Source organism: Novosphingobium sp. (assembly GCF_036733805.1).
Classification (GTDB): Bacteria; Pseudomonadota; Alphaproteobacteria; order Sphingomonadales; family Sphingomonadaceae; genus Novosphingobium.
The window spans coordinates 1-24,381 of the sequence record NZ_DAIMZT010000009.1 but is presented as its reverse complement, the minus strand read 5'-3'; the positions used below and the strand labels follow the sequence as shown (position 1 = coordinate 24,381).

24 protein-coding genes are annotated in these 24,381 nt (G+C 61.3%); 8 read left to right on the top strand and 16 right to left on the bottom strand.

Annotation, left to right across the window (positions count from 1 at the left end; all coding sequences use genetic code 11):
- Positions 1-20 precede the first annotated feature (20 nt).
- Positions 21-728, bottom strand: coding sequence for an A24 family peptidase (locus V7D69_RS04085; RefSeq protein ID WP_333605126.1), 708 nt, complete (start codon positions 726-728; stop codon positions 21-23).
- Between the two features lie 84 nt (positions 729-812).
- Between V7D69_RS04085 and V7D69_RS04080 the strand changes: the two genes are divergently transcribed.
- Both V7D69_RS04080 and V7D69_RS04075 read left to right on the top strand, forming a co-directional pair.
- Positions 813-1,787 (top strand): alpha/beta hydrolase, encoded by a 975-nt coding sequence (locus tag V7D69_RS04080; RefSeq protein WP_333605125.1) that lies wholly within the window; start codon positions 813-815, stop codon positions 1,785-1,787.
- A gap of 5 nt (positions 1,788-1,792) precedes the next feature.
- A complete protein-coding gene (locus tag V7D69_RS04075; RefSeq protein ID WP_324063637.1) occupies positions 1,793-2,878 on the top strand; it encodes an NAD(P)/FAD-dependent oxidoreductase in 1,086 nt (361 codons plus the stop codon).
- Between the two features lie 30 nt (positions 2,879-2,908).
- On the opposite strand, the gene rnhA is transcribed toward V7D69_RS04075, so the two are convergent.
- The 3 genes from rnhA to ispH are packed head-to-tail and all read right to left on the bottom strand — an operon-like array spanning position 2,909 to position 5,305.
- A complete protein-coding gene (rnhA, locus tag V7D69_RS04070) occupies positions 2,909-3,343 on the bottom strand; it encodes a ribonuclease HI (RefSeq protein WP_324063639.1) in 435 nt (144 codons plus the stop codon).
- Positions 3,340-4,320 (bottom strand): homoserine kinase, encoded by a 981-nt coding sequence (gene thrB, locus V7D69_RS04065; RefSeq protein ID WP_324063641.1) that lies wholly within the window; start codon positions 4,318-4,320, stop codon positions 3,340-3,342. Before thrB ends, rnhA begins: the two co-directional genes overlap by 4 nt.
- A gap of 10 nt (positions 4,321-4,330) precedes the next feature.
- Positions 4,331-5,305: a 4-hydroxy-3-methylbut-2-enyl diphosphate reductase gene (ispH, locus tag V7D69_RS04060; RefSeq protein ID WP_333605124.1), complete on the bottom strand. Its 975-nt coding sequence runs from the start codon at positions 5,303-5,305 to the stop codon at positions 4,331-4,333.
- Positions 5,306-5,372: 67 nt separating this feature from the next.
- Here ispH and V7D69_RS04055 point away from each other — a divergent pair, with 67 nt between their 5' ends.
- Entirely contained in the window at positions 5,373-6,035 is a 663-nt protein-coding gene (locus V7D69_RS04055; RefSeq protein WP_333605123.1) for a hypothetical protein, read from the top strand.
- Positions 6,036-6,040: 5 nt separating this feature from the next.
- Here the strand turns inward: V7D69_RS04055 and V7D69_RS04050 are convergent, their stop codons facing one another.
- The 6 genes from V7D69_RS04050 to V7D69_RS04025 form a co-directional block, all read right to left on the bottom strand.
- A complete protein-coding gene (locus V7D69_RS04050) occupies positions 6,041-6,826 on the bottom strand; it encodes a lysophospholipid acyltransferase family protein (protein ID WP_324063646.1) in 786 nt (261 codons plus the stop codon).
- Positions 6,823-7,269: a Fur family transcriptional regulator gene (locus V7D69_RS04045; protein WP_333605122.1), complete on the bottom strand. Its 447-nt coding sequence runs from the start codon at positions 7,267-7,269 to the stop codon at positions 6,823-6,825. Before V7D69_RS04045 ends, V7D69_RS04050 begins: the two co-directional genes overlap by 4 nt.
- A gap of 84 nt (positions 7,270-7,353) precedes the next feature.
- On the bottom strand, positions 7,354-7,800 hold the full coding sequence (locus tag V7D69_RS04040; protein WP_324063650.1) for a MucR family transcriptional regulator: 447 nt from the start codon (positions 7,798-7,800) through the stop codon (positions 7,354-7,356).
- 160 nt (positions 7,801-7,960) lie between these two features.
- On the bottom strand, positions 7,961-8,419 hold the full coding sequence (locus V7D69_RS04035; RefSeq protein ID WP_333605121.1) for a GNAT family N-acetyltransferase: 459 nt from the start codon (positions 8,417-8,419) through the stop codon (positions 7,961-7,963).
- Positions 8,416-9,081, bottom strand: a complete 666-nt coding sequence (tsaB, locus tag V7D69_RS04030) for a tRNA (adenosine(37)-N6)-threonylcarbamoyltransferase complex dimerization subunit type 1 TsaB (RefSeq protein ID WP_333605120.1) — start codon at positions 9,079-9,081, stop codon at positions 8,416-8,418. The genes V7D69_RS04035 and tsaB overlap by 4 nt, the downstream gene beginning before the upstream one ends.
- Positions 9,082-9,092: 11 nt before the next feature.
- Complete coding sequence (locus tag V7D69_RS04025; protein ID WP_333605119.1) at positions 9,093-9,668, bottom strand: NifU family protein; 576 nt, start codon at positions 9,666-9,668, stop codon at positions 9,093-9,095.
- Between the two features lie 90 nt (positions 9,669-9,758).
- Between V7D69_RS04025 and V7D69_RS04020 the strand changes: the two genes are divergently transcribed.
- From V7D69_RS04020 to V7D69_RS04010, 3 genes are all read left to right on the top strand, one after another.
- Positions 9,759-12,677 (top strand): M16 family metallopeptidase, encoded by a 2,919-nt coding sequence (locus tag V7D69_RS04020; protein ID WP_333605118.1) that lies wholly within the window; start codon positions 9,759-9,761, stop codon positions 12,675-12,677.
- A 137-nt stretch (positions 12,678-12,814) separates the two neighbouring features.
- The gene (locus tag V7D69_RS04015) at positions 12,815-14,188 is read left to right on the top strand and encodes a class II 3-deoxy-7-phosphoheptulonate synthase (protein ID WP_333605117.1); all 1,374 of its coding nucleotides are present in this window, start codon (positions 12,815-12,817) and stop codon (positions 14,186-14,188) included.
- 1,284 nt (positions 14,189-15,472) lie between these two features.
- The gene (locus tag V7D69_RS04010) at positions 15,473-17,368 is read left to right on the top strand and encodes a CocE/NonD family hydrolase (protein WP_333605116.1); all 1,896 of its coding nucleotides are present in this window, start codon (positions 15,473-15,475) and stop codon (positions 17,366-17,368) included.
- 39 nt (positions 17,369-17,407) lie between these two features.
- On the opposite strand, the gene V7D69_RS04005 is transcribed toward V7D69_RS04010, so the two are convergent.
- From V7D69_RS04005 to V7D69_RS03995, 3 genes are read right to left on the bottom strand one after another with little or no spacing between them, the layout of a single operon-like run.
- Positions 17,408-19,768 carry a TonB-dependent receptor gene (locus tag V7D69_RS04005; RefSeq protein WP_333605115.1) on the bottom strand — a complete coding sequence of 787 codons (2,361 nt, stop codon included), beginning with the start codon at positions 19,766-19,768 and terminating at the stop codon, positions 17,408-17,410.
- The gene (locus V7D69_RS04000) at positions 19,680-20,624 is read right to left on the bottom strand and encodes a FecR family protein (RefSeq protein WP_333605114.1); all 945 of its coding nucleotides are present in this window, start codon (positions 20,622-20,624) and stop codon (positions 19,680-19,682) included. Before V7D69_RS04000 ends, V7D69_RS04005 begins: the two co-directional genes overlap by 89 nt.
- Positions 20,621-21,268: an RNA polymerase sigma factor gene (locus V7D69_RS03995; protein ID WP_333605141.1), complete on the bottom strand. Its 648-nt coding sequence runs from the start codon at positions 21,266-21,268 to the stop codon at positions 20,621-20,623. The genes V7D69_RS04000 and V7D69_RS03995 overlap by 4 nt, the downstream gene beginning before the upstream one ends.
- A 194-nt stretch (positions 21,269-21,462) precedes the next feature.
- On the opposite strand from V7D69_RS03995, the gene V7D69_RS03990 reads away from it, so the two are divergent.
- Positions 21,463-22,296 carry an FAS1-like dehydratase domain-containing protein gene (locus tag V7D69_RS03990; protein WP_324062940.1) on the top strand — a complete coding sequence of 278 codons (834 nt, stop codon included), beginning with the start codon at positions 21,463-21,465 and terminating at the stop codon, positions 22,294-22,296.
- A gap of 33 nt (positions 22,297-22,329) precedes the next feature.
- Here the strand turns inward: V7D69_RS03990 and V7D69_RS03985 are convergent, their stop codons facing one another.
- Positions 22,330-22,569: a hypothetical protein gene (locus V7D69_RS03985; RefSeq protein WP_333605113.1), complete on the bottom strand. Its 240-nt coding sequence runs from the start codon at positions 22,567-22,569 to the stop codon at positions 22,330-22,332.
- Positions 22,570-22,708: 139 nt separating this feature from the next.
- Entirely contained in the window at positions 22,709-22,948 is a 240-nt protein-coding gene (locus V7D69_RS03980) for an alpha/beta fold hydrolase (RefSeq protein ID WP_324062944.1), read from the bottom strand.
- Positions 22,949-23,088: 140 nt separating this feature from the next.
- Here V7D69_RS03980 and V7D69_RS03975 point away from each other — a divergent pair, with 140 nt between their 5' ends.
- Positions 23,089-23,742: a TetR/AcrR family transcriptional regulator gene (locus tag V7D69_RS03975; protein ID WP_333605112.1), complete on the top strand. Its 654-nt coding sequence runs from the start codon at positions 23,089-23,091 to the stop codon at positions 23,740-23,742.
- 181 nt (positions 23,743-23,923) lie between these two features.
- Here V7D69_RS03975 and V7D69_RS03970 read toward each other — a convergent pair whose 3' ends face one another.
- The gene (locus tag V7D69_RS03970; RefSeq protein WP_333605111.1) at positions 23,924-24,127 is read right to left on the bottom strand and encodes a hypothetical protein; all 204 of its coding nucleotides are present in this window, start codon (positions 24,125-24,127) and stop codon (positions 23,924-23,926) included.
- Positions 24,128-24,381 lie beyond the last annotated feature (254 nt).

Genomic DNA, 24,381 nt, shown 5'->3' with positions numbered 1-24,381 from the left:
TAAATTGGTTAAAATCGGGTTCACCCCGGCAGGGCCCCCAGACGGGCCGCGAGAAGGGTCTGCTCTCCCAGCACCCAGAGCCCGGCCGCGGCGATGGCAATGCCATAAGGTATCGGCAGGCGCGATTTCTGGCGGCGCATGATATGGGCCACGCCGAGCGTGAACATCGCGATGACAAGAACGACAATGACGCCGATCATCCAGCCTCGCGGCAGAACCGCTGCCACGGCTTCCGCCGCCCTGCCGACGAATGGCCGATGTGTCACCAGGGAGAGAAGGACGCTGCCGGCGCCTCCCACCCACGCCAGCGCTACGCTCATCGCTAATGCATCGCGCAGGGTTTCGCCGGGCACGCGTTTCATGTTGAAGGTCGCCATCGCAACCGAGGCCCCGCCTCCGATCACCGCGGTCAGCACGATGACTTGCGCAAAACTGACAGGAGGAAACCAAAGGGCTAGCGCCGTAAGCAGTTTGACATCGCCGCCGCCCATCTGGCGAACCGCGAAAAGCACACAAGTAATCGCGAAGGTGGCGGCCGCAAGCGTCACTTGAAAGCCGATGTCCGACCAGCCAAAGCCCATGGCCAGCCACCACAAGGGAGCGGCCAGCGCGATGGCTGCGTTAAGCCCGTTGTCGATCTCGCGGCGTCGTAGATCAGTGAAGGCAGCGACAAGCAGAGCGGTTGCCAACGCCGCTGCCAATGCGTACGAAAATAGATCGCCCGACATCCTGTCGCCCCCTTCATTGGAAGCGGTTTACCGGGTATCGCTTACTAAAAAGTAACCAGTGCGCTGAGAACGGAATTAGCCAAAGTGACACCTTCCGCTTTCAGCCGGTTGTCATCGGCCTTTCGCCGAAGCATTCCCGCGGACGCCAAGGAACGGGCCTGGACGACGGGGGACGGGCACTCGCTGCGGAGGCTGGATTGGCCAGCCCCTGCCGGTGCGCGGCGCGGATCGCTCCTGTTCATGCCAGGGCGCGCGGACGCTTATGAGAAGTGGCTGGAAGCGTTTGGGCAATGGCATGCCGAGGGGTGGAGCGTCGCGGCCGCGGACTGGCGAGGGCAGGGCTTCAGCGGTCGCCTCGGACGCGACGCCGTGACCGGCCATGTCGACGATTTCGCGACTTGGGTAGCGGATTACGCGGCCTTATGGACAGACTGGTCTGCAGGCGCGGCGCGCCCGCATGTCGCGGTGGCCCATTCCATGGGCGGGCATGTCGTGCTCCGCGCGGTGGCTGAGGGCAAGGTGCGTCCCACTGCCCTGGTGCTCTCCGCGCCGATGCTGGGTCTACATCCGGCTTGGTTGCCGAGCAGGTGGCTTCACCTTGCCGCGAAAACGATCGCCGCGTTCGGCGATGCTCGTCGCCCGGCCTGGAAAGGTAGCGAGAAGCCCGCGTTGATCCCGCAAGCCCGCAGCCGGCTGCTGACGCATGACCTCTCGCGCTACGACGACGAGGATTGGTGGCGTCGTCAACGTCCGGCGATCACGATGGGTGCTGCAAGTTGGGGCTGGATCGAACGCGCGCTAGCCTCTATCCGCCTGCTGGAGACGCCAGGCTTTCTGGAGGCGGTTGATGTGCCCGTCCTCGTATTGGCCACGAGCGTTGACAGGCTGGTGAGCTGGCCAGCTATCCGTCGCGCGGTGGCGCGTCTGCCGAAAGCCGAAATTGTCGTCTTCGGTCAGGAATGCCGCCACGAGATACTGCGTGAAGTGGATCCGGTGCGGGACCGGGCCATGAATGCAATCAGGGAGTTTCTTGACCGGGTCGCACCGGCTAGGGACTGATGCCGATGGATGCCTTTTTCGATATCGTGGTGATCGGCGCGGGAATTGCCGGTGCTTCACTTGCCGCCGCGATCGGCGCGCGGGCACGGGTATTGGTGATCGAGGCTGAGGAGCGCCCCGGATATCATACCACGGGCCGCTCCGCCGCCTTTTGGACGGAAAGTTATGGCGGACCGGGGGTGCAACCGCTGACGACCGCCTCAGGCCCCGTGCTGCGCCAGCTTGGCGTTTTGACGCGACGTGAGGCCCTGACGCTCGGGAGGGAGGGGCAGGAAGCGCAAGTTGCAGCTTTCGCTGAACGATACCTCGCAGCGGGGGTGCAGGTCGAAGTGCTGGATCGCATGGGGGTCGAGGGACGCCTGCCACAATTACGAACCGGTTGGGCCTGCGGCGCGTTGGAGCCGAGTTGCTGCGATATCGACGTTGCTCGGCTGCATCATCACTATCTGGCGCAGGCCCGCAACGCCGGCACGCAGCTATGGTGCCGGGCTGCGCTGACTCGCGCGGAAAGGGTAGGCCCTTTATGGCATCTGGTGCTGTCGGATGAGCGCAAGGTTGCCACGGCGATTCTTGTAAATGCGGCCGGAGCATGGGCTGACGCTGTCGCGCGGGTGACGGGGGCTCGCCCGCTTGGCATCACGCCATATCGCCGCACGATCGCGCAGCTTGCCGTTGAACCCGCCGCGCCTGAAGACTTGCCTCTGGTCCTGGACATTTCCGAAAGCTTCTATTTCAAGCCGGAAAGCGGTCGCCTTTGGCTCAGTCCGCATGATGAAACGCGGAGCATTCCCTGCGATGCCGCGCCTGAGGAAATCGATGTGGCATTGGCGATCGACCGTTTCGGGCAAGTGGTCGATTGGCAGATCCAGCGCGTGGAGCATCGTTGGGCCGGCCTTCGCTCTTTCGCGCCGGATCGTATGCCGGTTTACGGATTTGCGCCGGATCAGCCCGCGTTCTTCTGGTTCGCCGGACAGGGAGGCTTCGGCATCCAGACTGCGCCCGCCGCAGCAGAGCTTGGTGCGCGCCTTATCCTGGGCGAGCAAGGCGGGGAAATCGATCCCGCGCCCTATTCGCCGATGCGTTTCACCTGATTGGCCGTTCGCTGCAGCCGTTTCGGCCTGTCAAGCCGCTGTACGCGCGGCTTCGCTCGCCAGCCGGTCGACCCGTTCATTTTCGACATGGCCATTATGGCCACGCACCCATTTCCACTGCACCTGATGCCGGGCGGCCGCCTCGATCAACTCGTGCCATAAGTCCGCATTGCGAACGGGCTGGCGGCTTGCGTTGACCCAGCCCTTTTTCTTCCAGCCGTGAACCCATTTGGTGATGCCGTCGATGACGTACCGGCTGTCCGTATGAAGCGTTACGTCGCACGGTTCGGTCAGAGCATTGAGCGCCTTGATGACGGCGGTCATTTCCATGCGATTGTTGGTCGTCTCGGGTTCGCTTCCGGACATCTCCTTTTCGTGAGCGCCCATGCGCAACAGCACGCCCCAGCCGCCGGGACCGGGATTGCCCTTGCAGGCGCCGTCAGTGAATATTTCGATCTTCTTCATGCGGGGAAGATAGCCGCGTTGACGGGATCGGCATAGAACTCCAGCCGGCGCGCGAAGGCCATGGGATCCTTGAGGGTCACCAGCGCGCCATCAGGCGTATTCAGCCAGTCATAAGCGCGGGTTGCAAGGAAGCGCATCGCTGCGCCGCGGGCCAGGAGGGGTAGAGCGTTGCGCTCCTGCGGTGAGAGCGGGCGCACGCTTTCATAACCCTCGAGGAGGGCGGCTGACAGCGCAGGAAGAAATCGCGTGCCGTCAGCGCTGAAGCACCACGCTGCGTGAGTTACCGCCACATCGTAAGCGGTGATGTCAGTGCAGGCGAAGTAAAAGTCGATCAGCCCGGTGACCTTCTCGCCCAGCATCAGCACGTTGTCTGGAAAGAGATCCGCGTGAATGACGCCTCGCGGCAGGTCCGCCGGCCAGCGGGTCATCAACACGGCCAGTTCACGGCTGACGATCCGGGCCAGTTCCGAATGGATCGATTCCAGTCCATCGGGTCCGCAGTCGCCGAGCAATTGCTGCCACGCGGCCGGGCCCATGGAGTTTGCCCTTTCACTGCCGAAATCGGTAGCCGCAAGATGAATTTGCGCCAGCGCCGCGCCGACTGCCCGCGTCTGGCCAGGCGTGGGATCGGACACCGAGACGCCTGGAAGAAACTCGATCAAGGCCAGGGCCTTGCCCTCATGCATGCGATGGCTGGCACCATCGCGGTCATGCATCGTGCGGGGGACCGGGCAACCACGCGCAGCCAGATGATCGAGAAGGTCGAGAAAGAACGGCAGGTCTGCCGTGTCGGTTCGGCCCTCATAGACAGTGAGGATAAAGCGTCGCGGCGCGCTATCCGTCTCCTGCGTTTCGATCAGCCAATTGCTGTTGGAAACCCCTTCGGCAATACCCTTGGCGGAAACCAGCGTGCCGACATTGAAGGCGGCGATGATCGCGGACATCTCTTCGGCGCCCAATCGGGTATAGACCGCCATTATTCTTCCCTCACTGCATCAGCTGGCGGGGCAGCTTGAAAGTGATGCGCTCTTTCGCGGTCACGACCTCGTCCGTCACCAGGTCTCGCAATTCCTTCAAGCGAGCGACCACCTCGTCGACCAGTTGCTCGGGCGCCGAAGCGCCGGCCGTGAGGCCGACGGTTTCCACTCCATCAAGCCAGGCCGGATCGATATCTTCGGCTCGCTGAATAAGTTGAGCCCGCGCTCCCGCGCGTTGCGCCACTTCGACAAGACGCAGCGAATTTGAACTGTTGGGCGCGCCGATCACGAAGACAAGTTGACACATCGGCGCGATCTGCTTGACCGCAGCCTGGCGGTTGGAGGTCGCGTAACAGATATCCTCGGCCTTGGGGGCGGCCACCTGCGGATAACGCGCCTCGATCGCCTTGATGATCGCGGCCGTATCATCAACCGAAAGCGTCGTCTGCGAAAGATAGGCCAGTTTGGCGTCGTAAGGAAAGGGCAGAGCGGCAACGTCCTCCACCGTTTCTATCAGTGTCATCGTGCCTTCCGGGACCTGCCCGAACGTGCCGATCACTTCCGGATGTCCGGCATGGCCGATGAACAGGATGTGTCGGTCCGCCTCGATCTGGCGTTCGGCCTGGCGGTGCACCTTGCTCACCAATGGGCACGTGGCGTCCAGCCAATCGAGACCGCGTGCGGTAGCTTCGACCGGAACCGATTTCGGCACACCGTGCGCACTGAAGATCACGGGAACGCCATCGGGAACGTCGCTCAATTCCTCAACGAAAACGGCGCCTTTTGCCTTCAGGCTATCCACCACGAACTTGTTGTGCACGATCTCGTGCCGGACATAGACCGGAGGGCCATAAATCTCGAGCGCTCGCTCGACGATTTCTATGGCGCGATCGACGCCGGCACAAAATCCGCGTGGTGCGGCGATCAGGAGGCGCAGCGGAAGCCCTGATGCAGACGATGTCGTGGACGGAAAGGGCGCGTTCATGAACGGCCCTCTAGCGCTTTGTCGCTCGCATCGCTAGGGCAAGCGCACGCCATTCGAGGATGTCACGATGAATGCACGCCGTCTGACTGCCACTGTTCTCTGTTCTGCCGCCGTGATGACGGCACTCGGCGGATGTAAGACCAAGGGGGACATCGTGGTCGATGAAGGAGTGGGCATCACCGCCGTCCGCAGCAAATGCCCCGCCGTCGGCATTCCGGATTACACCGGCGATGTGACGTTGTTCCGCGTCCCCGGCGACAAGACCGCTGCTAACATCGATGTCGTCGCGGCGATGACGGACGTGCGCACCCAATGCAATGAGGATAGCGGTGACAAGGTGACGGCCCAGGTTGCGTTCCAGGTGCTCGGCCGTCGGAATGACACCAGCGGCGCGCGGCAGGTCACCTTGCCCTATTTCGTCACCGTACTGCAGGGGGGCACGGCGGTCGTCAGCAAGCGGGTCGGCACCGTTACACTGAACTTCGCCGATGGAAAGGACCGTGCGCAGGTGGCCGGGACCGGCACAGCTTTCATTGACCGGGCGGCAGCGACTTTGCCCGACAACATACGTGAGCGGATCACTCGCAAACGCAAGGCAGGTGAAGCGGATGCCGCTGTCGATCCTCTTTCCGACCCGCAGGTAAAGACGGCTGTGGCACGCGCTTCGTTTGAGCTGCTGGTCGGCTTCCAATTGGATGAAAGTCAGCTCGCTTATAACGCCACGCGTTAAGACCGCTATGTGCCGGAATGCGTCATCGCCTTGGCGATGGCTTCTCGTCCGGCGCGTGCCATGATCTTGCGATCGGCCCGCCCGCTCTCGGTCAGCGGGGGCAGTAAATTGACGACAAGATAGATGGGGCGCCAGCGTGCGAGGATACGCAGGGCATTATCCAGACCCGGCTCGTTTCCGACCCAGGCGATTTCGTGCGTCGCAGATCCATAATCCAACCAGACCGGCTGGACCGGTATGTGATCGGTCTCAGCATCAAGCGCGGAAAGAAGCGACGATTTGAAGGGGAGCAATGCGTTGCCGCCGGAGGTGGTGCCTTCGGGAAAGATCGTGAGTGCCCCCGTTTCACGCAGCGCAGCGCGAATCTGTTCGACTTGTGAGGCCACGCTAAGACGGTCGTGACGGGCGACGAACACTGTGTCGTTAAGACGGCATAGCCAACGTAGGGGGCCGATCGCGGCAAGGCCGTCGTGAGCGACGAAGGCACTGCCGGTCGCCGCCGCCATTGCGGGAATATCCAGCCAACTGACATGGTTAGCCAGGAAAAAAATGCGTGACGCGGCCCGCGTTCCGGCGATGCGCAGGCGGACGCCGGCGATTGTCGTCACGACACGGAGAAACAATCGGGGGGCGGGATTATGCTTGGTGAACGGCGCGAGCAGATAATAGAGCGGTGCGCAAATCAGCAAGGCGGCCAGAATGAGGGCCAGGCGCAAAGTCGCCAGGCACCAGCCCCAAAGCGCGACGTCTCTTTCCCGGGAACCCGCGGGCGAGGACGTCGCCTCACTCATTTTCTTTTGCTGGATGCGTCGCCATCTTCGCGTTCCAGCCTGACGCCGAACAATTCCATCCGATGGTCGACGAGACGGAAGCCAAGTCTCTCGGCGATCTGGCGTTGCAGCGCTTCCAACTCGGGATCGACAAATTCGATGACCGCGCCACTCTCAACATCGATCATATGGTCGTGATGCGCTTCCGGCGCGGCTTCATATCTCGAACGTCCATCGCCGAAATCGTGACGATCCAGAATGCCAGCTTCCTCAAACAGGCGAACGGTGCGGTATACCGTGGCAATCGAGATGCCCGGATCAATCACGGCGGCACGCTCATGAAGCTTTTCGACGTCAGGATGATCGGTGCTGTCCGAAAGCACTTTCGCGATCACTCGACGCTGCTCGGTAATGCGAAGGCCGCGTTCGGCGCAGAGGGCCTCGATGTCTATGGGCTGATGCACGTGGTGACCTGCTAAATGAATAAGGCGCACCGGATACTAGGCCGGTGCGCCTGCAATCTCAACCGTTTGTCCGGCCTGCTTCGATCAGGCGGCAGCGGACTTGGGCTTACGCCCGCGACGCGTATTCGGCTTGCGGCCCAAGCCGATTTTCTTCGCGAGTTCGCGACGCTTTTCAGCATAGTTGGGCGCAACCATCGGATAATCGGCCGGCAGGTTCCAGCGGGCACGATATTCTTCCGGCGTCATATTGTAATGAGTCATGAGATGACGCTTAAGCATCTTGAGCTTCTTGCCGTCTTCAAGGCAGACAATGTAATCGGGTTTTACCGATGCGCGAACTGATACTGCCGGTTCGGGTTTTTCTTCCACGACGATGGTAGGGCCACCAAGTCCGGCGAGCGCGCCATATACATTGGTTATCAAGGACGGCAGGTCCTCCACCGATACGCTGTTGTTGCTTACATGCGCGGCAACGATATCGGAAGCGAGCGTTATCAACGTCTCGTTCATGTCGTTCTGAATATTTTCCATTTTCTTACCCTCGTGTGCGACCATTCTATCGGCGGGACGCTTGTTCAAGCCCGTCACTCATCCATTGAACGCTTTCGATCGTCAGTGCAAGTTCAATTGAAAGAGATTAGACAAATTTCTATTTCTCTTGGTAATGCCGCATGTATCCACCCCTTTGGATTCACGCGATGTCGCATGTAAATGTGATCGCATCGATTCGTTGCCCGCTTGCCGTCCGATAATAATCGCGACGTTCACCAATGGGGAAGAATCCGAAACTTCGATATAGCGACTCAGCGGGATTACCTCTTCTCATTTCCAATAAAAGACGCTTAGCGCCGCGAGTAGCCGCTGCAAGGCGAAGTTGATCCAATAACGATCGGCCCAGTCCGTTCCTGCGAAATTCGGGAGAGACTCCCAGAAGCAATAGTTCCTCTTCCTGAAATCCCGTGCGCGACAATGAAAAGCCGGCGGCAGATGCGCCGTCGACCGCTTGTTGGCCTTTTTCTCCGATGAGGTAATAGTGGCAGTTGCCGATGTGCAATGCGTCTTCGACTTGTCGCCTGTTCCACGCCTCGCCGAATGCCGGATCGAAGGCTACGGTCATGACTGTCATGATCCGGTCGACATCATCGATCATGCCGGAGGCGCCGATGAAGTGCCTACTGGTAGACGCGCATCGGGCGCGCGACCATAGAGCGGCCGGGTTTCCGCAAGCAGGGCTGACGGGGGAAGCAGGCGGACGGCGCAGGCATCCGGCCACAAGGCAACCGCTTGTCCGCTCCCGCGTGCCGCCACGAGCGCTTCGGCCTGATCGCCGACCACGATTTCCTCTGTGGTCGCGGCGACCGCCGCTTCCGGACGTAGCGAGGCTAGCGGACGACTTTGAGAGCCCTGGGCATCGAAGCCCTGAATGAACCATTCGCCGTGCCCGCCGGTCATCGCCACGCCGACCGGCCGTGCTCCGTGCATCTCATGCGCCATCGCCGCCATCAACGTCAGGCTGGAATACCCGGTAAGCTCGCTTCCCCAGGCCAGCGCGAGCGCGCGCGCGGCTGCAAGGCCGACCCTCACCCCCGTGAAACTGCCTGGCCCTAGGGAAACGACAATGCGTTGGGCCCATCCCCGTTCGGGAAGCGATGCGATCATCGGGATGAGCGCCTCGGCATGGCCTCTCCCCAGCATGCGTAGTTCGCCGCCGATCAGGGAATCATTTTCGAACAGGGCTACGGAGCAGGCTTTCGTCGCGCAGTCGATAGCGAGTGTGCGTCCTGAGGCGAATTGCAGAGGTCGTCCGGTCATGAGGCCAGGCGTCAAGCGGCCCGAACTTCTGTTACTTCCGGGACGTAATGCTTAAGCAGACTCTCGATTCCCTGTTTGAGAGTGGCGGTCGAGGAGGGGCATCCCGAACAGGCGCCCTGCGTCGTCAGATAGACGACGCCTTCGCGAAACCCGCGATAGATAATGTCTCCACCGTCATTGGCGACAGCCGGGCGCACGCGTGTTTCAATAAGTTCGCGGATCTGCGCGACGATATCGGCGTCGGCGGGATCGTCACCGAAATCGTCGTCCTCCGCCGGCACCGCGATGGTGCTGGCGTCGCCGCCCGCGAACAACGGCGCTTCGGATATGAAGTGATCCAGGAGGATCGATACGACTTGCGGCTTCAAGCCGGGCCATTCGACGCCCGGCGCTGCCGTCACCGAAATGAAGTCGTGGCCGAAGAACACGCCGGTGACGTCGCCCAGATCGAAAAGAGCTTCCGCCAGTGGGGAGGCGGCGGCCCCCTCGTACGAGGTGAACTCGCGCGTTCCCGCCGGCATCACCCGCCGGCCGGGCAGGAATTTGAGCGTCGCGGGATTGGGCGTTGTTTCGGTTTCTATGAACATGACATTGGCGATTTAGGTCAAGTGGACGAGCGGTCAAGTACCCGCGCTATTCACTGGCCCTTAAGGAGCGGTCGCCCTATAGCTTTGGTGATGACGACCTTTCCGCGTGCCGCCTGCTTGCTCGCCAGCCTGCTCCTGACCGCCGAGGCTTCGGCACAGCCTGCCCCGGCGCAAGTTTCCATCGTTCCCAATACCTTGCAGGCCGATACGCAAGACCCATGGCTATATCGCAATAGCGATATTCCTCATGACAAGCTCTGGCATTTCGGTGAACTGCCTAACGGTTTGCGTTATGCTGTGCGGAAGAACGGGGTTCCGCCGGGGCAAGTTTCTATCCGGATACGGGTTGACGCTGGTTCGCTTTATGAAACCGATTCGGAGCGCGGTTACGCGCATCTGCTTGAGCACATGCTATTCCGCCAGTCCAAGTACCTGGCCGAGGGAACGGCGATCGCGGCGTTCCAACGCCTGGGGGCCACCTTCGGCAGCGATACTAATGCGCAGACCACTCCCACCGAGACTGTTTTCAAGCTGGACTTGCCCAACGCAACGGCGGGTTCGCTGGATGAGACTTTCAAGCTCATGTCGGGAATGGTCACCGCGCCCACGCTTTCGGCTGCAAATCTCAAGCAGGACCTGCCGATCGTTATGGCAGAGATGCGCGAACGCGGCGGGGCGGCCAAGCGCGTGCAGGACGCGATGCAGCAGATCTTTTACGCGGGCCAGCCGCTGGCGGAGCGGGAGCCGATCGGCACGGTCGCCTCTCTGACCGCGGCCACTCCCCAGTCGGTGCGGGCTTTTTACACTCGATGGTACAGGCCGGACAATGTCGCCGTGATCGTTGCGGGGGACGTCGATCCCGCCATGCTTGAAACCTACATCCGCAAGTGGTTTGGTGGCTGGTCGGTCCAAGGAGCGAAAACGCCGCAGCCCAGCTTCGGGGATCCCGTCGCGCCGAAGGATGTCGATGCGAAGAACCCGGTGAGCGAAACGCGCGTACTTGTGGAACCGGACCTGCCGCCTTCATTGATGTACGCCGTCCTGCGCCCCTGGCGGCAGGTCGATGACAACATCGTTTACAATCAAGGGTTGATGACGGACTCGATCGCTCAGGCGATTGTTAATCGAAGGCTTGAGTCAAAGGCGCGCGCGGGAGGTAGTTTCCTTTCGGCATCCGTGAACCAGGACAAGGTTTCGCGTTCGGCCGATGCGACTTTCGTTTCCGTCACCCCGCTGGGCGACGATTGGCAGGCGGCCCTGCATGATGTGCGCGCCGTCATTGCCGATGCCATGAACCGCGCTCCCACGCAGGCGGAGATCGACCGCGAGGTGGCCGAGCTCGACGTGGCCTTCCAGGTGCCGGTTGAGCAACAGCAGATCTTACCGGGCGCCAAGATCGCCGATGATCTGGTCAACGCTCTGGACATCCGTGAGACCGTGGCCGCTCCTGACGACGTGCTTGACATTTTCCGCCGATCCAAACCGCTTTTCACGCCCGATAAAGTGCTCGAGCATACGCGGCAGTTGTTCTCGGGCACGGTTACGAGAGGGTTGTTCACCGTCCAGAAATCCGGAGTGGCCAGTGACGATGCTCTGCGCCTGGCCTTGCTGCAGCCCGTGCAGCCTGACGCCAGTATCAGGATGGCCGCCAACCAAGCGCCTGTATCATTCGATAAGCTGCCTTCTATCGGCGCATCGGCCAAACCGGTGAGCGACATGCCGACCGGCCTTCTCGATATCGAGCAGCTGACTTTCGCCAACGGTGTGAAAGTGCTGCTCTGGCCGGTGACTGAAGAGCCGGGCAGGGTCATGGTGAAGGTCCGTTTCGGCGGCGGCTACCGTTCGATCGATCCGAAGGATGCGCCTTACATTGCCTTGGGGCAGTATGCGCTGGTTGGATCCGGTCTGGCGACCCTGGGTCAGGAAGACCTGGACCGTATCTCCACCGGGCGGAAGATGGGTTTCGATTTCGACGTGCAGGACGCGACCTTTCAGCTTTCTGCCGAAACGCGGCCGCAGGACCTGGCGGACCAACTTTATCTCTTCGCCGCAAAACTGGACCTGCCCCGGTGGGACACGAACCCCTTCCTGCGCGCGAAAGCGGCGGCAAAGATCCAGTACGACACTTACGCAACCTCTCCGCAAGGCGTGCTCAATCGCGACCTGCAGTTCTACCAACGCGGTGAAGATCGGCGCTTCGCCACGCCGACGCCCAAGGAGATAGAAGGAACCACGCCGGAAGGGTTCAAGCGCGTGTGGGGCAGGGCCCTGGCGCAAGGTCCGGTCGAAGTGCAAATCTTCGGGGATTTCGATAAGGCCGCCGCCATCGCGTCGCTGGAAAAGACTTTCGGCGCGCTGAAGCAGAGAGCGCCCGCGCCTTCAAGCGCCCGGACGGCCGAGGTCACCGCGCCGCATCCCTCGGACATGCCGATCGTTCTGCACCATCACGGTGATCCCGATCAGGCGGCGGCGGTGATTTCGTGGCCGACCGGCGGCGGTTCGATGGGCATCCGTGAATCGCGGCAGCTCGAAATTCTGACGCAGTTGTTCACCAATCGCCTCATGGACGCCGTGCGTGAGAAGCTGGGCGTCTCTTATGCGCCTTATGTGGTCTCCAACTGGCCAGTCGACATGCAGGCCGGGGGGTCGATAACCGCGATGGCGCAGCTCGATCCCAAGTCAGTGCCAGTATTCTTCCAGACTGCCGACGAAATCGCGCAGGACCTCATCTCCAACCCGCCGACCGCAGACGAGCTTGAGCGTGTGACGGAGCCGCTGCGCCAGCAAGTGACGCGGGCAGCATCCAGCACCGCGTTCTTCATGAGTCAGCTTGAGGGAGCTACCGCCGACCCTTCCCGGATCGGCACTGTGCGCACCGTCCTTACCGACTATACTGAGACCACCCCGCTGAAGATGCAGCAGTTGGCGGCCCGCTATCTGGGCAGGGACCGGTCCTGGCGTCTTGAAGTGATGCCCGAGGAGGGGCGGTCCAGCATGGCGGCGCGCTGACCGAAGCTTGATGCATGCGCCGGACGTCTGCGATCACTGTGATCGGGCAAAGCGGCTTTGCAAAGATGGCTTATGAGCGCTAAACGGCGGCCCTGTTTCCAGCCGGCCCTCGGCGTCGGGACATAGGAGTATGGAAAGTGGCTAGCGATTGGACCCCGGACGGCTGGAAAGCGCGTGAAGCGCGCCACCATCCGGTTTATGGCGATGCGGAGAAGTTGAGCGAGGTTGAGGCCACGCTTGCCAAGTTTCCGCCGCTGGTCTTTGCCGGCGAAGCGCGCGCCCTCAAAGCCGATCTCGCCGAAGTGGCGGCGGGGCGTGGTTTTTTGCTCCAGGGCGGCGATTGCGCCGAGAGCTTCGCCGAGTTCAGCGCTGACAACATCCGGGACACTTTTCGCGTGCTGTTGCAGATGGCGGTGGTGCTCACGTTCGCCAGCAAGCAGCCGGTTGTGAAACTGGGCCGGATGGCGGGCCAATTCGCCAAGCCACGCTCGGCGCAGACGGAGACTATCGGCGGACTGGAGTTGCCCAGCTACTTCGGAGATATCATCAACGGCATCGAGTTCTCGCCGGAGAGCCGCCGGAATGATCCGGAGCGGATGCTTAAAGCTTACGCGCAGTCCTCCGCGACATTGAACTTGCTGCGGGCCTTTGCGCATGGCGGTTACGCGAACCTGCGTCAGGTCCACCAGTGGACGATGGACCATATCAACCGCAGCCCATGGGGCGAGAAGTTCTCGCAGATGGCTGATCGCATCGGCGAGGCGCTCGACTTCATGGCCGCTTGCGGCATTGATCCGACGACCGTGCCGCAGCTTCAGGGCACCGATTTCTACACGAGCCATGAGGCGCTGTTGCTCCCCTACGAGCAGGCGCTGACCCGCCGTGATTCATTGACCGGCGATTGGTACGACTGCTCCGCGCATATGTTGTGGATCGGCGATCGTACTCGCTTCGAAGGCTCCGCGCATGTGGAGTACCTGCGGGGCGTGGGCAATCCGATCGGGATGAAGTGCGGCCCCAGCCTTGATCCGGACGCGCTGTTGCGCATGCTGGACACGCTCAACCCCGCGCGCGAGCCTGGCCGCATGACCCTGATCGCCCGTTTCGGCCATGACAAGGTCGAGGCCGGCCTGCCGAAGCTGGTGCGCGCGGTGCAGCGCGAAGGCCATCCTGTGGTATGGTCGTGCGATCCGATGCACGGGAACATCGTCAAGACTGACTCGGGCTTCAAGACCCGGCCGTTTGACCGCATCCTGGCCGAAGTTCGCGGCTTCTTCGCCGTCCATCGCGCCGAGGGCACGCATGCCGGAGGCATCCACATCGAGATGACCGGGCGTGACGTGACTGAGTGCACCGGCGGCGCCATCGCCATCACTGACGAGGCGCTGGCCGACCGCTATCACACGCACTGCGATCCTCGCCTCAACGGCGCGCAGTCGATCGAATTGGCCTTCGAGATCGCAGATCTGCTCAATCTGGAAGCGAACGAGCGGCACAAGCAGGCCGCCTGAACTTGGCTTGAACGCAAAGGAGCGCGGAGGCTTTCGGGCCTTTCCGCGCTTCTTTACGTTTAGGGGCGATAGATGAAGACGGCCTCTCATTCGGCGTGGGGAAATGCGGCTATTGCGAAGCCCCCCGGCAAGCTGCTTCGGCCGATTTGTCGGGGTGACCGGACGTTTCCACTCTTTAACGATATCTCAGCAGAGCAGTCATATGCAATTCAACTGAGGTTGGCCCATGAGTGTAGAGGGACCATTGAGCTATTTTCATGATCCTGGTTGCCGCGAATATCAGTTCCGATGGCAAGCCGAATTTTCGAAGCGGCGTAGAGCACTCGGCCCTTATGCTGCACATGGGGCACAGAGATACGTATCCGAATTAAGAGCTATGCAACGGTTATTGAATGCCGGAGGCAAACCATCATTACACGATTTTCCATCGTTTGGGCACGTTCGTCGCGATGATTTCATCGAAAATCGTAAATTTCAACACTTACGTCGTGCAATCAATAGAGGCGAAAAGCAGCGCTCCCTCGCACGTCGCGGCTTTTTCGGTTCTTTGAAAGAATATCGTACTCGCCATTGCAGCTAGGGTGATTCATGCCAGCCAGGGCGTTTATCGGGATCACAGTGAATAGGTTGTGACGGCAGCAATGTCGGCGCATCCGGAAAGTCCGCTTTCATGTAGTTTTCTCGGGAAAGCGGACGTCTCGGCCCGTTCTCCCGAAGGGAGGAGCAGGCACGGTAAGGCCCCCGCTGGCGAATGCGGGCTGACGCCGGGAGGGAGAACACGGCAGGCAGTTGCGGCCGGCGATGTTTATACCTGAACCATACAGGCTTGGCTGGCGAACCTTCGATTGCGAATGGCTGATGAGGGGAACGCGAAAACTTACCAACTCGGCCCTGGCGAGGAAGGTGTGCAGCGGATGCGGGCTCGCGTCCTTGCCGCTGACCCCCGAGGCGCTACCCCCTGGGCGAAGACCTTGCTCGCGGTTGCAGGCGGCCCTTACCTGGCGGGACGCCGACCGCTTGTGCGGGTGACATGCGAGCCATGGCCTTTGGCTCCCGCGCACCTGCCGACCCGGTGGTTACCGGATGGCGGGCTATATAACCTAAACGGTTAAAATGTCAAGGTCGAAATCGCCGCTTCGGTTCACATCGTTAAAGGGGAGGGCGCCGGCTTCACGACTTTGGTGGACCTCTTCGCGCGCGACGTGAACCGTTTAAAATCACGCGGAAAAATCAGGGCACCATCTTGCCGCCGCGCTTGACCGCGCCATCTCCGCGCGGCACCCAATGGCGATGAACTCTCGCACGATCGCAGCGAGTCTTTTCCTCGCGCTCTCCGCTACGGCTACCGTTCCCCTTTCCGCGGCGCTCACCGATCCCATGACCAACGATCAGGTCAGAAGCTATGACTGGGTTCGGCCCCAGGCGGATTTCGTTCGCAGAGAGGCCATGATCCCGATGCGTGACGGGACCAAACTGTTCACTGTGATCGTCTTCCGCAAAGGCGCCAGAGACGCGCCCATTCTGCTGAGCCGCACTCCCTACGATGCCTATGAGGCAACCAGCCGGAGCCGCAGTCAGAAGATCGAGGAAATCCTGCCGATGATGGACAAGGAGTTCGTCGATGACGGTTATATCCGGGTCTACCAGGATGTGCGGGGGCTGCATCGCTCGGAAGGCGACTATGTGATGAACCGCCCACTGCGCGGCGCGCTCAATCATACTAAAGTCGATCACGCTACTGACGCTTACGATACGATTGATTGGCTGGTGAAGCATGTGCCGGAAAGCAACGGCAAAGTGGGCATCATCGGCTCGTCATATCTCGGCTTCACGTCACTGATGGCGCTGGTGGATCCACATCCAGCGCTCAAGGCCTCGGTGCCCCAGAGCCCGATGGTCGATGGCTGGATGGGCGATGACTGGTTTCATAACGGCGCCTATCGCACATTCGGCTTCGATTATGACTTGAGCCAGACAGTGAAGGAAGGCGCTGGCGTCGTGCCGAAAGGCACCGGCGACGAATATGCATCCTATTTGCGTGCAGGCTCAGCCAGGGAATATGCAGAGGCTTTCGGCCTGCTGGACCTGCCGGCGATCCGTAAGGTTCTCGAGCATCCGTCTTATGATTTCTGGTGGCAGGAACAGGCAGTGGATAAGCAGCTTGCCAAGCGTAAGCTGACCGTGCCGACAATGCTGGTGGTCGGCCAGTGGGACCAGGAAGACAGCTATGGTGCTCCGGCTGTCTACCGGGCTCTGGAGCCACAGGACACCAATAACAATATGGTTAGCCTGGTAATCGGTCCCTGGCGTCATTCGGGCGTCAACTATCAGGGACGCGAGCTTGGGCCGCTCAAGTTCGAAGGCGACACCGCGCTGCAGTTTCGCACGCGCTGGATGAAGCCGTTCCTCGATTGCCATCTCAAGAGCAATCCCCCGGCCTGCCAAACGCCGCCGGTCCTCACGTACGCTACGGGTGAGAACCGTTGGGAAGAATCGCAGAAGTGGCCTGAGGGGGAACTTACGCCGCTTTATCTTGCGTCGAATGCCGCACTTATGTTCGGGAAGCCGGCGGCTGGGAGCGACAGCTACGTTTCCGATCCCGCCAAGCCGGTGCCGATGCTTCCGCGCCCGATCCAGATGTCGGGCGATGAATGGAAGCAATGGCTTGTCCACGATCAGCGGTTTGTCGACGGACGACCTGACGTCCTGACCTACACGACCACGGTGCTGGACAAGGCCGTCCATATCAAGGGTGCGCCCAAGGTCGATCTCCATGCATCAACCACGGGGCAGGACAGCGATTACGTGGTCAAACTGATCGATGTCTATCCTGAAGAGAATGTCGCTGATCCGGCGACGGCCGGCTATGAATTGGCGCTTGGCATCGAGATTTTTCGGGGGCGCTATGTTCACGGCTTTGCTACCCCGGCGCCGTTGGAGCCGGGTAAGACGTACGCCTTCCAGTGGTTTCTGCCTAACGTCGATCACGTTTTCCTGCCGGGGCACAGGATCATGGTGCAAGTTCAGTCAAGCCTGTTTCCCCTATATGACCGCAACCCGCAAAGCTGGGTTCCCTCGATCATGGAGGCCAAGGCGCATGATTACGTCAAGGCCACTGAAACGGTTCACTACGGCGGCGAGGATGCTAGCGCCATTTGGCTGCCGATAGCGGCACAATAAGAGGCAATTACGGAGCCTTCGCTGTCCGCCAAGCGCGCTTCACATCGCCATGGCGGCGCTGAAGAGAATTGTGGGCGGCTGTTGCGGCGAGAACTGGCGGGTGAGGCGATAGCGTAGAGCATTGCCGAACGCGAAGACGTTTCCCTTGTCGTTAAGCAGATTCTGGACAGAAAGCCCCAGTTCCCAGCGGTTCCGCTTCATGCGCATTTCCAGGGCGCTTTCGACCAAGTCACCCATGCCCCGATCGATGGCGGGATCAAAGCTCATGCGGGCAGGCCCGATATAGCGCAGGCTCAACCGGGCCCAAGCATCGAACGCGCCCAATTTGAAATCGCGGCGAAGGGCGGTCCGCAGCGTATATTCGGGCACCACGGGCAAGCGCGTGTCCTTAAGTTTGAAGCCGAGGGCATTGCGGGTCAGGCGTGCGCTGGTGGCGTTGGCGCCGCCCTCCAATCGCCATCCTCCTGCGATCGGGACCTCCGCATGGCCTTCGATGCCGAGGATCACGGCGTCACCTGCGTTCGTGGTCTCAACCAGGCCGTTGTCCAACAGCACATCGGACTGGACGTTGTCCCACCGCGAGTACCACGCCGAAAGTTCCACGTGGCCGCCACCGGCAAGGCTTTCCCGCCAGCCGGCCTCGATCGACGCGAGTTCGTCGCTCCTGAGATTGTCGATCGCCCCACTGGGGGTGATATCAGTTCCGCCCTGACGAAATGCCGAGCCGTAGCGCAGGTAGATGAGCCGGCGCGAATTGGGCTGCCAGGCCAGCGCAAGGCTGGGAGTAACGCCGGCCTTGTCCTGTTTTCGCGTCACTAAACCCTCTGGAAGCAGCCTCGTCTCGCGGACCGAGGACAGAAACAGCCGCGCCCCGCCGTCGATCGACAAGGCATGAGCGAGGGGAACCGTAAGGTTGAAATAGGCTGCACTGTCGTGACTGTCGCGCCGGTCATCATTCACGGGCAATTCCGCGCCGGTCTGGCTCTGAAGCGCGACGGCGATGGATTGTCTTGCGTCCAGGTGAGTGAGGCCCATCAACCAGCTTGCCCCAGCCAGCCGCCCACGCAAGCGCAGTTCACTGTCGGACGTGCGGTATCGTCGGTCGTCCGTCAAAACCTGTGGGTCGGCCAGGCCGAAACTTTCGGCGCCGACCGTCGCATCGAGGGTATCGTTCACGGTGTGCCAGGTTATCGCGCTCGCCAGCATGACATCCACGCCGCCAAGCTCGCCCGTGAGGCGGCCCGCAATGTGGGTTAGATCGTTGTCGTGCGGTTCGGGAAGTTGTTGGTCGCGGGTATAGCTGCGCGGCGCGTAAACATAGCGACTGTCGCGCGATTCAAGCCACTGGCCAAAGCCAGTGATATCCAGCCGCCAGCCTTCGATCGGCACCAGCGCCGCCTGCGCGCGGATGCCGGATACGTGCGTACCGTTCGAATCGTTCCGGTTCCCCGTGTCTATCCAGCCTGGCTCCTCGGTCGTATAACCCACAAGGCGCAGAGCTGCTGTTCCGGTTGCCAATGGAAGATTGGCGACAGCAGAAAGCGAATAGCCGGTGCCGCCATGCGCAACCTTGCTGCCGCTGGTCGTAACCGAAAAGCTCGAATTGGCCAGGTCGGCGGGGTGAGACACCATGCGATAGATGCCGCCCAACGCACCGGTTCCGTAAAGCGAGCCTTGAGGGCCTTTGAGTACCTCCACCCGCTCCATGTCGACCAGGCGGATATCGGGATCGGGGGCGGCGTAAGTCAGGCGCGCCTCGTCCAGCACCACCGCTACGGTAGATTGACTTTCGCCGCTGAAGGCGCTGTCCGCGACGCCGCGCAGAAACAAGCGGTTGCGGCCGGGCCCAAGCGAGGTGATGGCCAGCCCTTCAACTCTCGACGCGACCGAGGCGCTGGCGTTTTGGGAGGCACGATTCAGCCGCTCCGTCAGCCGGACAACGGAAACGGCCGCAGGCAGAGAGAGCAGATCAAGCGGTTGTTTGGTCGCTGTAACGATAATCGGGTCAGGCGGCGCCTGGGGCGGGGGCGTGGGCTCCGCCGGTGAGGGCGCCACCGAAGGACGCGGGATCAACTCGATGCGCCATGCCGTTTCACTTACCTCATGGGCGACATAGCCGCTGCCGGTGAGCAATCTGGCAAGCGCTTCCCCGATAGTCATCTCACCGTGCAGGTGCGGTGCGCGCAGCGGGGGGAGGGGGCCGTCAGTTCCAATCGAGACATGCGCTTCGCGAGCCAGTTCGGCTATGGCCTCGGGAAGACTCTCGGCGGTGACGTGGACGGTCCGGCGCGCGGCGTCACGCGCCTGAACCTCAGCGCTGTTCGAGGCGCCAAGCGCCAGAACGGCCGCCGAGACGCAGACCCATGAGCTGGACCAGATCCCGTAGCGCCGCATCGCCATTGTCGACAATCAGGGTCCCTGAAAAACGCCGGTCGCGCAGGGCTGCCGGCACCTCTACCGAAACGCCCGCATAGCGGCGCAGATCGGCGACGACTAGAGCCAGTCGCGCGTTTTCATAGGATAGCCGTCCTTGTTGCCATGATCCGACATTGGCGGCTTGCACCGGGGTGACGGTGGCGGTCCCGGCGCTGGCATCGTAAGCAAGGCCCTTGCCTGCAGGCAGGCGCACGGGCGCGTCCATGGTATCGGCGCTTACCTCCACCTTGCCTTCCACTACGGCCACCCGCACTGCATTATCCTGCGCCTGGATATCAAAGCGGGTGCCGATGTCGCTGATAGTCAGACCGGAAGCCGAGATTGCCAACTGGCGAGAGGGATCATGGCGGATATCAAACAAGGCCCCGCCCGAAAGGGCGATATGATCCTGGTCACGTCCTTCGATGGTCAATCGGCTCCGTGGAGCAAGTACGATGAAGGAACCGTCTGCAAGAGCAATGTGGCGTGATGCCGCCGCCGTTTCGTAAACCTGGGACGCCGGACTCAAGAACTGCGGCGCAACGAGGATCGCGGCAAGGCTTGCGGCAATCGCAAAGCCAGCCCAGCGCGCCCGGCGGACAAAGACTGGGCGCGTGACCTCGGTGTCCTGCGCGTCAAGAACGACGGTGTCGTCTTGCACCAGTTCAGATCGATGCTCATCGAGCATCTGCGCCGTGAGAGCGATTTCGTCATAGGCATCGCGATGGCGGGGGTCGGCCTGGAGCCATTGCGTAAAGCCCTGCCAATCCATCGAATCGTCGCCGCTGGCAAGATGCCAGTGCGTGGCTTCGGACAGGATGGCGTCGTTGTCGCGGTTCATCGTCCCTGTTCCATCTGCGGAGAGTCCCCGCTTTCAGCCCCACGCTGAGTAGACGTCGCCGTACCAAAATATCCGCAGTCGGCGAGCGCGGCCCGCAGGCGCTTCATCGCCAAGGCCAGATGCTTTTCCACGCCGCTGCGGCTTATGCCCATGAGCTTGGCGATCTCACCTTGTCCCAGCCCCTCGAACCGATAGAGCCTTAGTGCGCGGCCCGCGCCTTCCGGTAATTCGCCAATGGCCCGGCGCAGGATCTCCGCCTCTTGCTGACGGGCGATCAGTTCATCGGCTGTTTCCGAAGGATCCATTCGATCCTCCGGCAACTGGATCGTGCCGCCACACTCAATCTCGATCCAGGCGTGTTCGCGACGCATCGATCGTTGACGGCCACGTGCATTGTCGAGGGCGAGGTTATTGGCCATGCGAAACAGGTAAGCACGCGGATTAGCGATTGGCCCGGCTGGTTGCGCGCTGACTTTAATCCACATATCCTGCAAAAGGTCCTGCGCCTCGTCCGCCGATCCGCAACGCGCCGCCAGGAACTGCAAGAGCGATCCACGTTGTTCTTCCAGCACCAGCGCCAGGCCCGAAGCGGGCTGCGCCTGCGGCGATGGCTGCATATCCATTTCCGCCTTGTTCACTTTCATTGCCACACCGCACGGGCATCCTTTGCCATGTGTGGCGGCCACTTCATGCACGTCGATATCTTCCGACGCAAACCCTGTATCGACGAAGGCTTGGGATGAAATGCCTTGCAAGTTGGGATCGTGCAGCCCTGCGACATTTGCGGTTCTCGTTTTGACGCCTTATCCGTTACCGCCCCAGGGCAAGGATAGAGACCGTGAACGGATTTGAAGATTGGATCGGCCGCAGCCAGAGCGTGGCGGATGTGCTGACATTGGCGCGCGCGAATGCGCTGGATGTGACCTTGGGGGATAAGGGTGGCCTGAAAGTGGGTGATGCGCTGCCGCCCTTGTATCACTGGCTCTATTTCTGGGACGTGAAGCCTCCGGCCGGGCTGGGAGCCGATGGCCATCCCGCCAAAGGGGATTTTCTTCCGCCGGTGGGTTTCCCACACCGCATGTGGGCGGGAGGACGAGTGATTTTCCATATGCCCCTGTTGTTGGGTGCGACCGTCACCAGAACCTCCACGATAAGCGCGATCAGTGAGAAAACGGGACGCAGCGGTGGGCTTGTCTTCGTAACCGTGCGACACGAACTGGATGGGGGTGAGGGGATTGCGATCACCGAAGAACATGACCTCGTCTATCGCGAGCGGGCCTTGGCGGCATCGCCCGCCCCGATCCCCACGTCTGCTCCGCAGGCACCGTGGATGGAGACAATAGATCCCGATCCGGTCCTGTTGTTTCGCTATTCCGCTTTGACCTTTAACGGGCATCGTATCCATTACGACCGTTCTTATGCGGTGGAGGAGGAGGGGTATCCGGCGCTGGTTGTCCATGGTCCATTGCAGGCGACACTGATGGCTCGCCTTGCTGCTCGTCGTCTAGACGCGCCGATTACCCGCTTCGATTATCGGGGGCACCAGCCCGCCTTTGATGGCACGCCGCTGCATATCTGCGGCCGGCCGACTGCCGAGGGGGCCGAGGTGTGGACACAGCAGGGGCAAGGCCCCAACATGGTCGCGACCGTTTATTATACAGGCCCCATTTGAAAGAGCCGTGTTTCCGTCAGGAAAACGCTTGGATCACCTGACGGCTTCCAGGGCGGCGAGCGCGCGCGGCCATTGTGCCAGGGCCTCCACCTCACCCGCCGTCGCGCGATAGTCATCGACCAACTCGTCGACCAGTTCGTCCGTGATGAACGAAGGGTCATGGGGGAAATGGGCCATGGTCTGCCGCACCACCTCACGATCAGGCGTATAGAACCATCCGGCGCGCAGACCCGGCGTCATCAGGAATTTGTCGCAAGGCGTACCCATCAGCACCAGCCGTTCGAAACGTTCCGGGAAGTGGGCGGCGCCGCAAGCGCCAAAGAGCCACCGAAGCTGTTCCCGACCACGCTGGCACGCTCGATTCCAAGCGCATCGAGAATCGCGACGAGAATGTTTGACCCATAACTTGATGTCATAGGCCAGATCGGGGTTGCGTTCTGTATAGCCAAACCCCGGCCATGTCGGGCGCCATGACGCGAAAATACTCGGCAAGGACGGGGATAACGCGCTTCCAATTGGTCCATGCCGACACGCCGGGACCGGACCCGTGCAGGAGCAGGACGGCCTGTCCCTGGCCGGCTTCATGGTAATTCGTATCCAGTTCGAGGGCGCGAATTGTCTTTCCGCGCCCTGCTTCGGCGTTTCCGCTCATGGAATCGTTTCCTCAACCAATATTAGTTCTGGATGGCGGTGATGCGATTTTTATCAATACTGTTGCGTATGGTGAAGCTTCGGATGGTAACGGTCGTGGCGGGATTGACAGTTGGGCATGAAATCCTTTGAAGATGCCTTATGACCGTTGTTCGAAAAAGGCGCCCAGCCGATACGCCAAGACTTGACGCCGCCGCGTGGACCGAAACCGCGCTCGAATTTCTTGCGACCGGCGGCATTGACGGTGTGCGTATCGAGTTGCTGGCCAAACGCCTGGAAGTGACGAAAGGAAGTTTCTACTGGCACTTCAAGGACCGCGATGCGTTGCACGACAGTATGCTCTGCCTGTGGCGTCGGCGCGCGACGCTGAGCCTTATCGAGCGTCTGGACAAAGGGGAACAATCTCCCGAAGCTCGCTTCCGGCGCCTGCTACGGCTTCCCATTGTCGGCACGCGGTCGGCGATGGCCGCGGACGTGGAGTTGGCCATCCGGCTTTGGGGGCGCCGTGATCCGCGCGTGCGGGCTGCCCTTGAGGAAGTGGACAACCTGCGCCTTCACTATATCGGCGGCCTGCTTCGGGAATGCGGAATAATCGAGGCGGAGGCTCGGCCCCGGGCGATCCTCGCCTATTCATACATGCGCGTCGCTGCCACGCTCATTCCTGGCGACGGCCAGCATCTGATGGAGCAATGCGAAGATATCATGCTCGGCATATCCCGTACGCCAGAGGATGGATCACCACGCAAGGGGCGGGGGGGCTCACGAAATCCCATCAAAGGTGTTATTTCGTCTTGAGGGTGTCCTGGGCGAACAGTCGTTCGACGATGAGTGCTCGGCGAGACAAGACCTTCCTCTGGTTTATATACCCTTTGTCCGTAATTTCGTCATGGTTGGCGCTAGGCGGCTCCGTCGCTGCGGGCGCGTTTTCCAGCCACGACAGATCCTGCAGCGATTGTACCGAAACCGTAGTCGCCATTTAGCCCAGCGCCGCCTGCACCGCGTCCGGATTATCAGCGACAATAAGGCACGGGTTGATCTGGTCGACAACTCGCTGGAATTTCGTCCACGGATGCGCGCCGGCAGCGATGTAGCTGGGTGAAACGATCGGGGCGGGGATGCCCACATTGGTTGCAGCAAGCATGAGAAGGGCGTGATGGATCCCGTTGTCGGCGACGATCATCAGCGGCCGAGCGTCAACGCGATCGAAAGCCAGCAGCCGCGCGGCAAGGTGGCCCTAAGCACGAAATCATGCAACCTGCGTTGGGACTCGATCGTTTCGCAGCGCGATGGAACATGCAAGCGCCGCAGCCGTCGTCACCGGAGGCGAGTCCGGCATAGGCATGGCTTGTGCCCTGGCGCTGGGCAGGGCCGGTTACCCGGTCGCGTTGACTTATTTGGCGGACGAGGCTGCGGCTGCCCTTGTGGTCTCGCAAA

What these genes read in the sequence shown, in the direction of transcription:
- V7D69_RS04085 (WP_333605126.1), bottom strand. Translation starts at nt 728, where the DNA reads ATGTCGGGCGATCTATTTTCGTACGCATTGGCAGCGGCGTTGGCAACC.
- V7D69_RS04075 (WP_324063637.1), top strand. Translation starts at nt 1,793, where the DNA reads ATGGATGCCTTTTTCGATATCGTGGTGATCGGCGCGGGAATTGCCGGT.
- rnhA (WP_324063639.1), bottom strand. Translation starts at nt 3,343, where the DNA reads ATGAAGAAGATCGAAATATTCACTGACGGCGCCTGCAAGGGCAATCCC.
- thrB (WP_324063641.1), bottom strand. Translation starts at nt 4,320, where the DNA reads ATGGCGGTCTATACCCGATTGGGCGCCGAAGAGATGTCCGCGATCATC.
- ispH (WP_333605124.1), bottom strand. Translation starts at nt 5,305, where the DNA reads ATGAACGCGCCCTTTCCGTCCACGACATCGTCTGCATCAGGGCTTCCG.
- V7D69_RS04055 (WP_333605123.1), top strand. Translation starts at nt 5,373, where the DNA reads ATGAATGCACGCCGTCTGACTGCCACTGTTCTCTGTTCTGCCGCCGTG.
- V7D69_RS04050 (WP_324063646.1), bottom strand. Translation starts at nt 6,826, where the DNA reads ATGAGTGAGGCGACGTCCTCGCCCGCGGGTTCCCGGGAAAGAGACGTC.
- V7D69_RS04040 (WP_324063650.1), bottom strand. Translation starts at nt 7,800, where the DNA reads ATGGAAAATATTCAGAACGACATGAACGAGACGTTGATAACGCTCGCT.
- V7D69_RS04035 (WP_333605121.1), bottom strand. Translation starts at nt 8,419, where the DNA reads ATGATCGATGATGTCGACCGGATCATGACAGTCATGACCGTAGCCTTC.
- tsaB (WP_333605120.1), bottom strand. Translation starts at nt 9,081, where the DNA reads ATGACCGGACGACCTCTGCAATTCGCCTCAGGACGCACACTCGCTATC.
- V7D69_RS04025 (WP_333605119.1), bottom strand. Translation starts at nt 9,668, where the DNA reads ATGTTCATAGAAACCGAAACAACGCCCAATCCCGCGACGCTCAAATTC.
- V7D69_RS04020 (WP_333605118.1), top strand. Translation starts at nt 9,759, where the DNA reads ATGACGACCTTTCCGCGTGCCGCCTGCTTGCTCGCCAGCCTGCTCCTG.
- V7D69_RS04010 (WP_333605116.1), top strand. Translation starts at nt 15,473, where the DNA reads ATGGCGATGAACTCTCGCACGATCGCAGCGAGTCTTTTCCTCGCGCTC.
- V7D69_RS04005 (WP_333605115.1), bottom strand. Translation starts at nt 19,768, where the DNA reads ATGGCGATGCGGCGCTACGGGATCTGGTCCAGCTCATGGGTCTGCGTC.
- V7D69_RS04000 (WP_333605114.1), bottom strand. Translation starts at nt 20,624, where the DNA reads ATGAACCGCGACAACGACGCCATCCTGTCCGAAGCCACGCACTGGCAT.
- V7D69_RS03995 (WP_333605141.1), bottom strand. Translation starts at nt 21,268, where the DNA reads ATGAAAGTGAACAAGGCGGAAATGGATATGCAGCCATCGCCGCAGGCG.
- V7D69_RS03980 (WP_324062944.1), bottom strand. Translation starts at nt 22,948, where the DNA reads ATGAGCGGAAACGCCGAAGCAGGGCGCGGAAAGACAATTCGCGCCCTC.
- V7D69_RS03975 (WP_333605112.1), top strand. Translation starts at nt 23,089, where the DNA reads ATGACCGTTGTTCGAAAAAGGCGCCCAGCCGATACGCCAAGACTTGAC.
- V7D69_RS03970 (WP_333605111.1), bottom strand. Translation starts at nt 24,127, where the DNA reads ATGATCGTCGCCGACAACGGGATCCATCACGCCCTTCTCATGCTTGCT.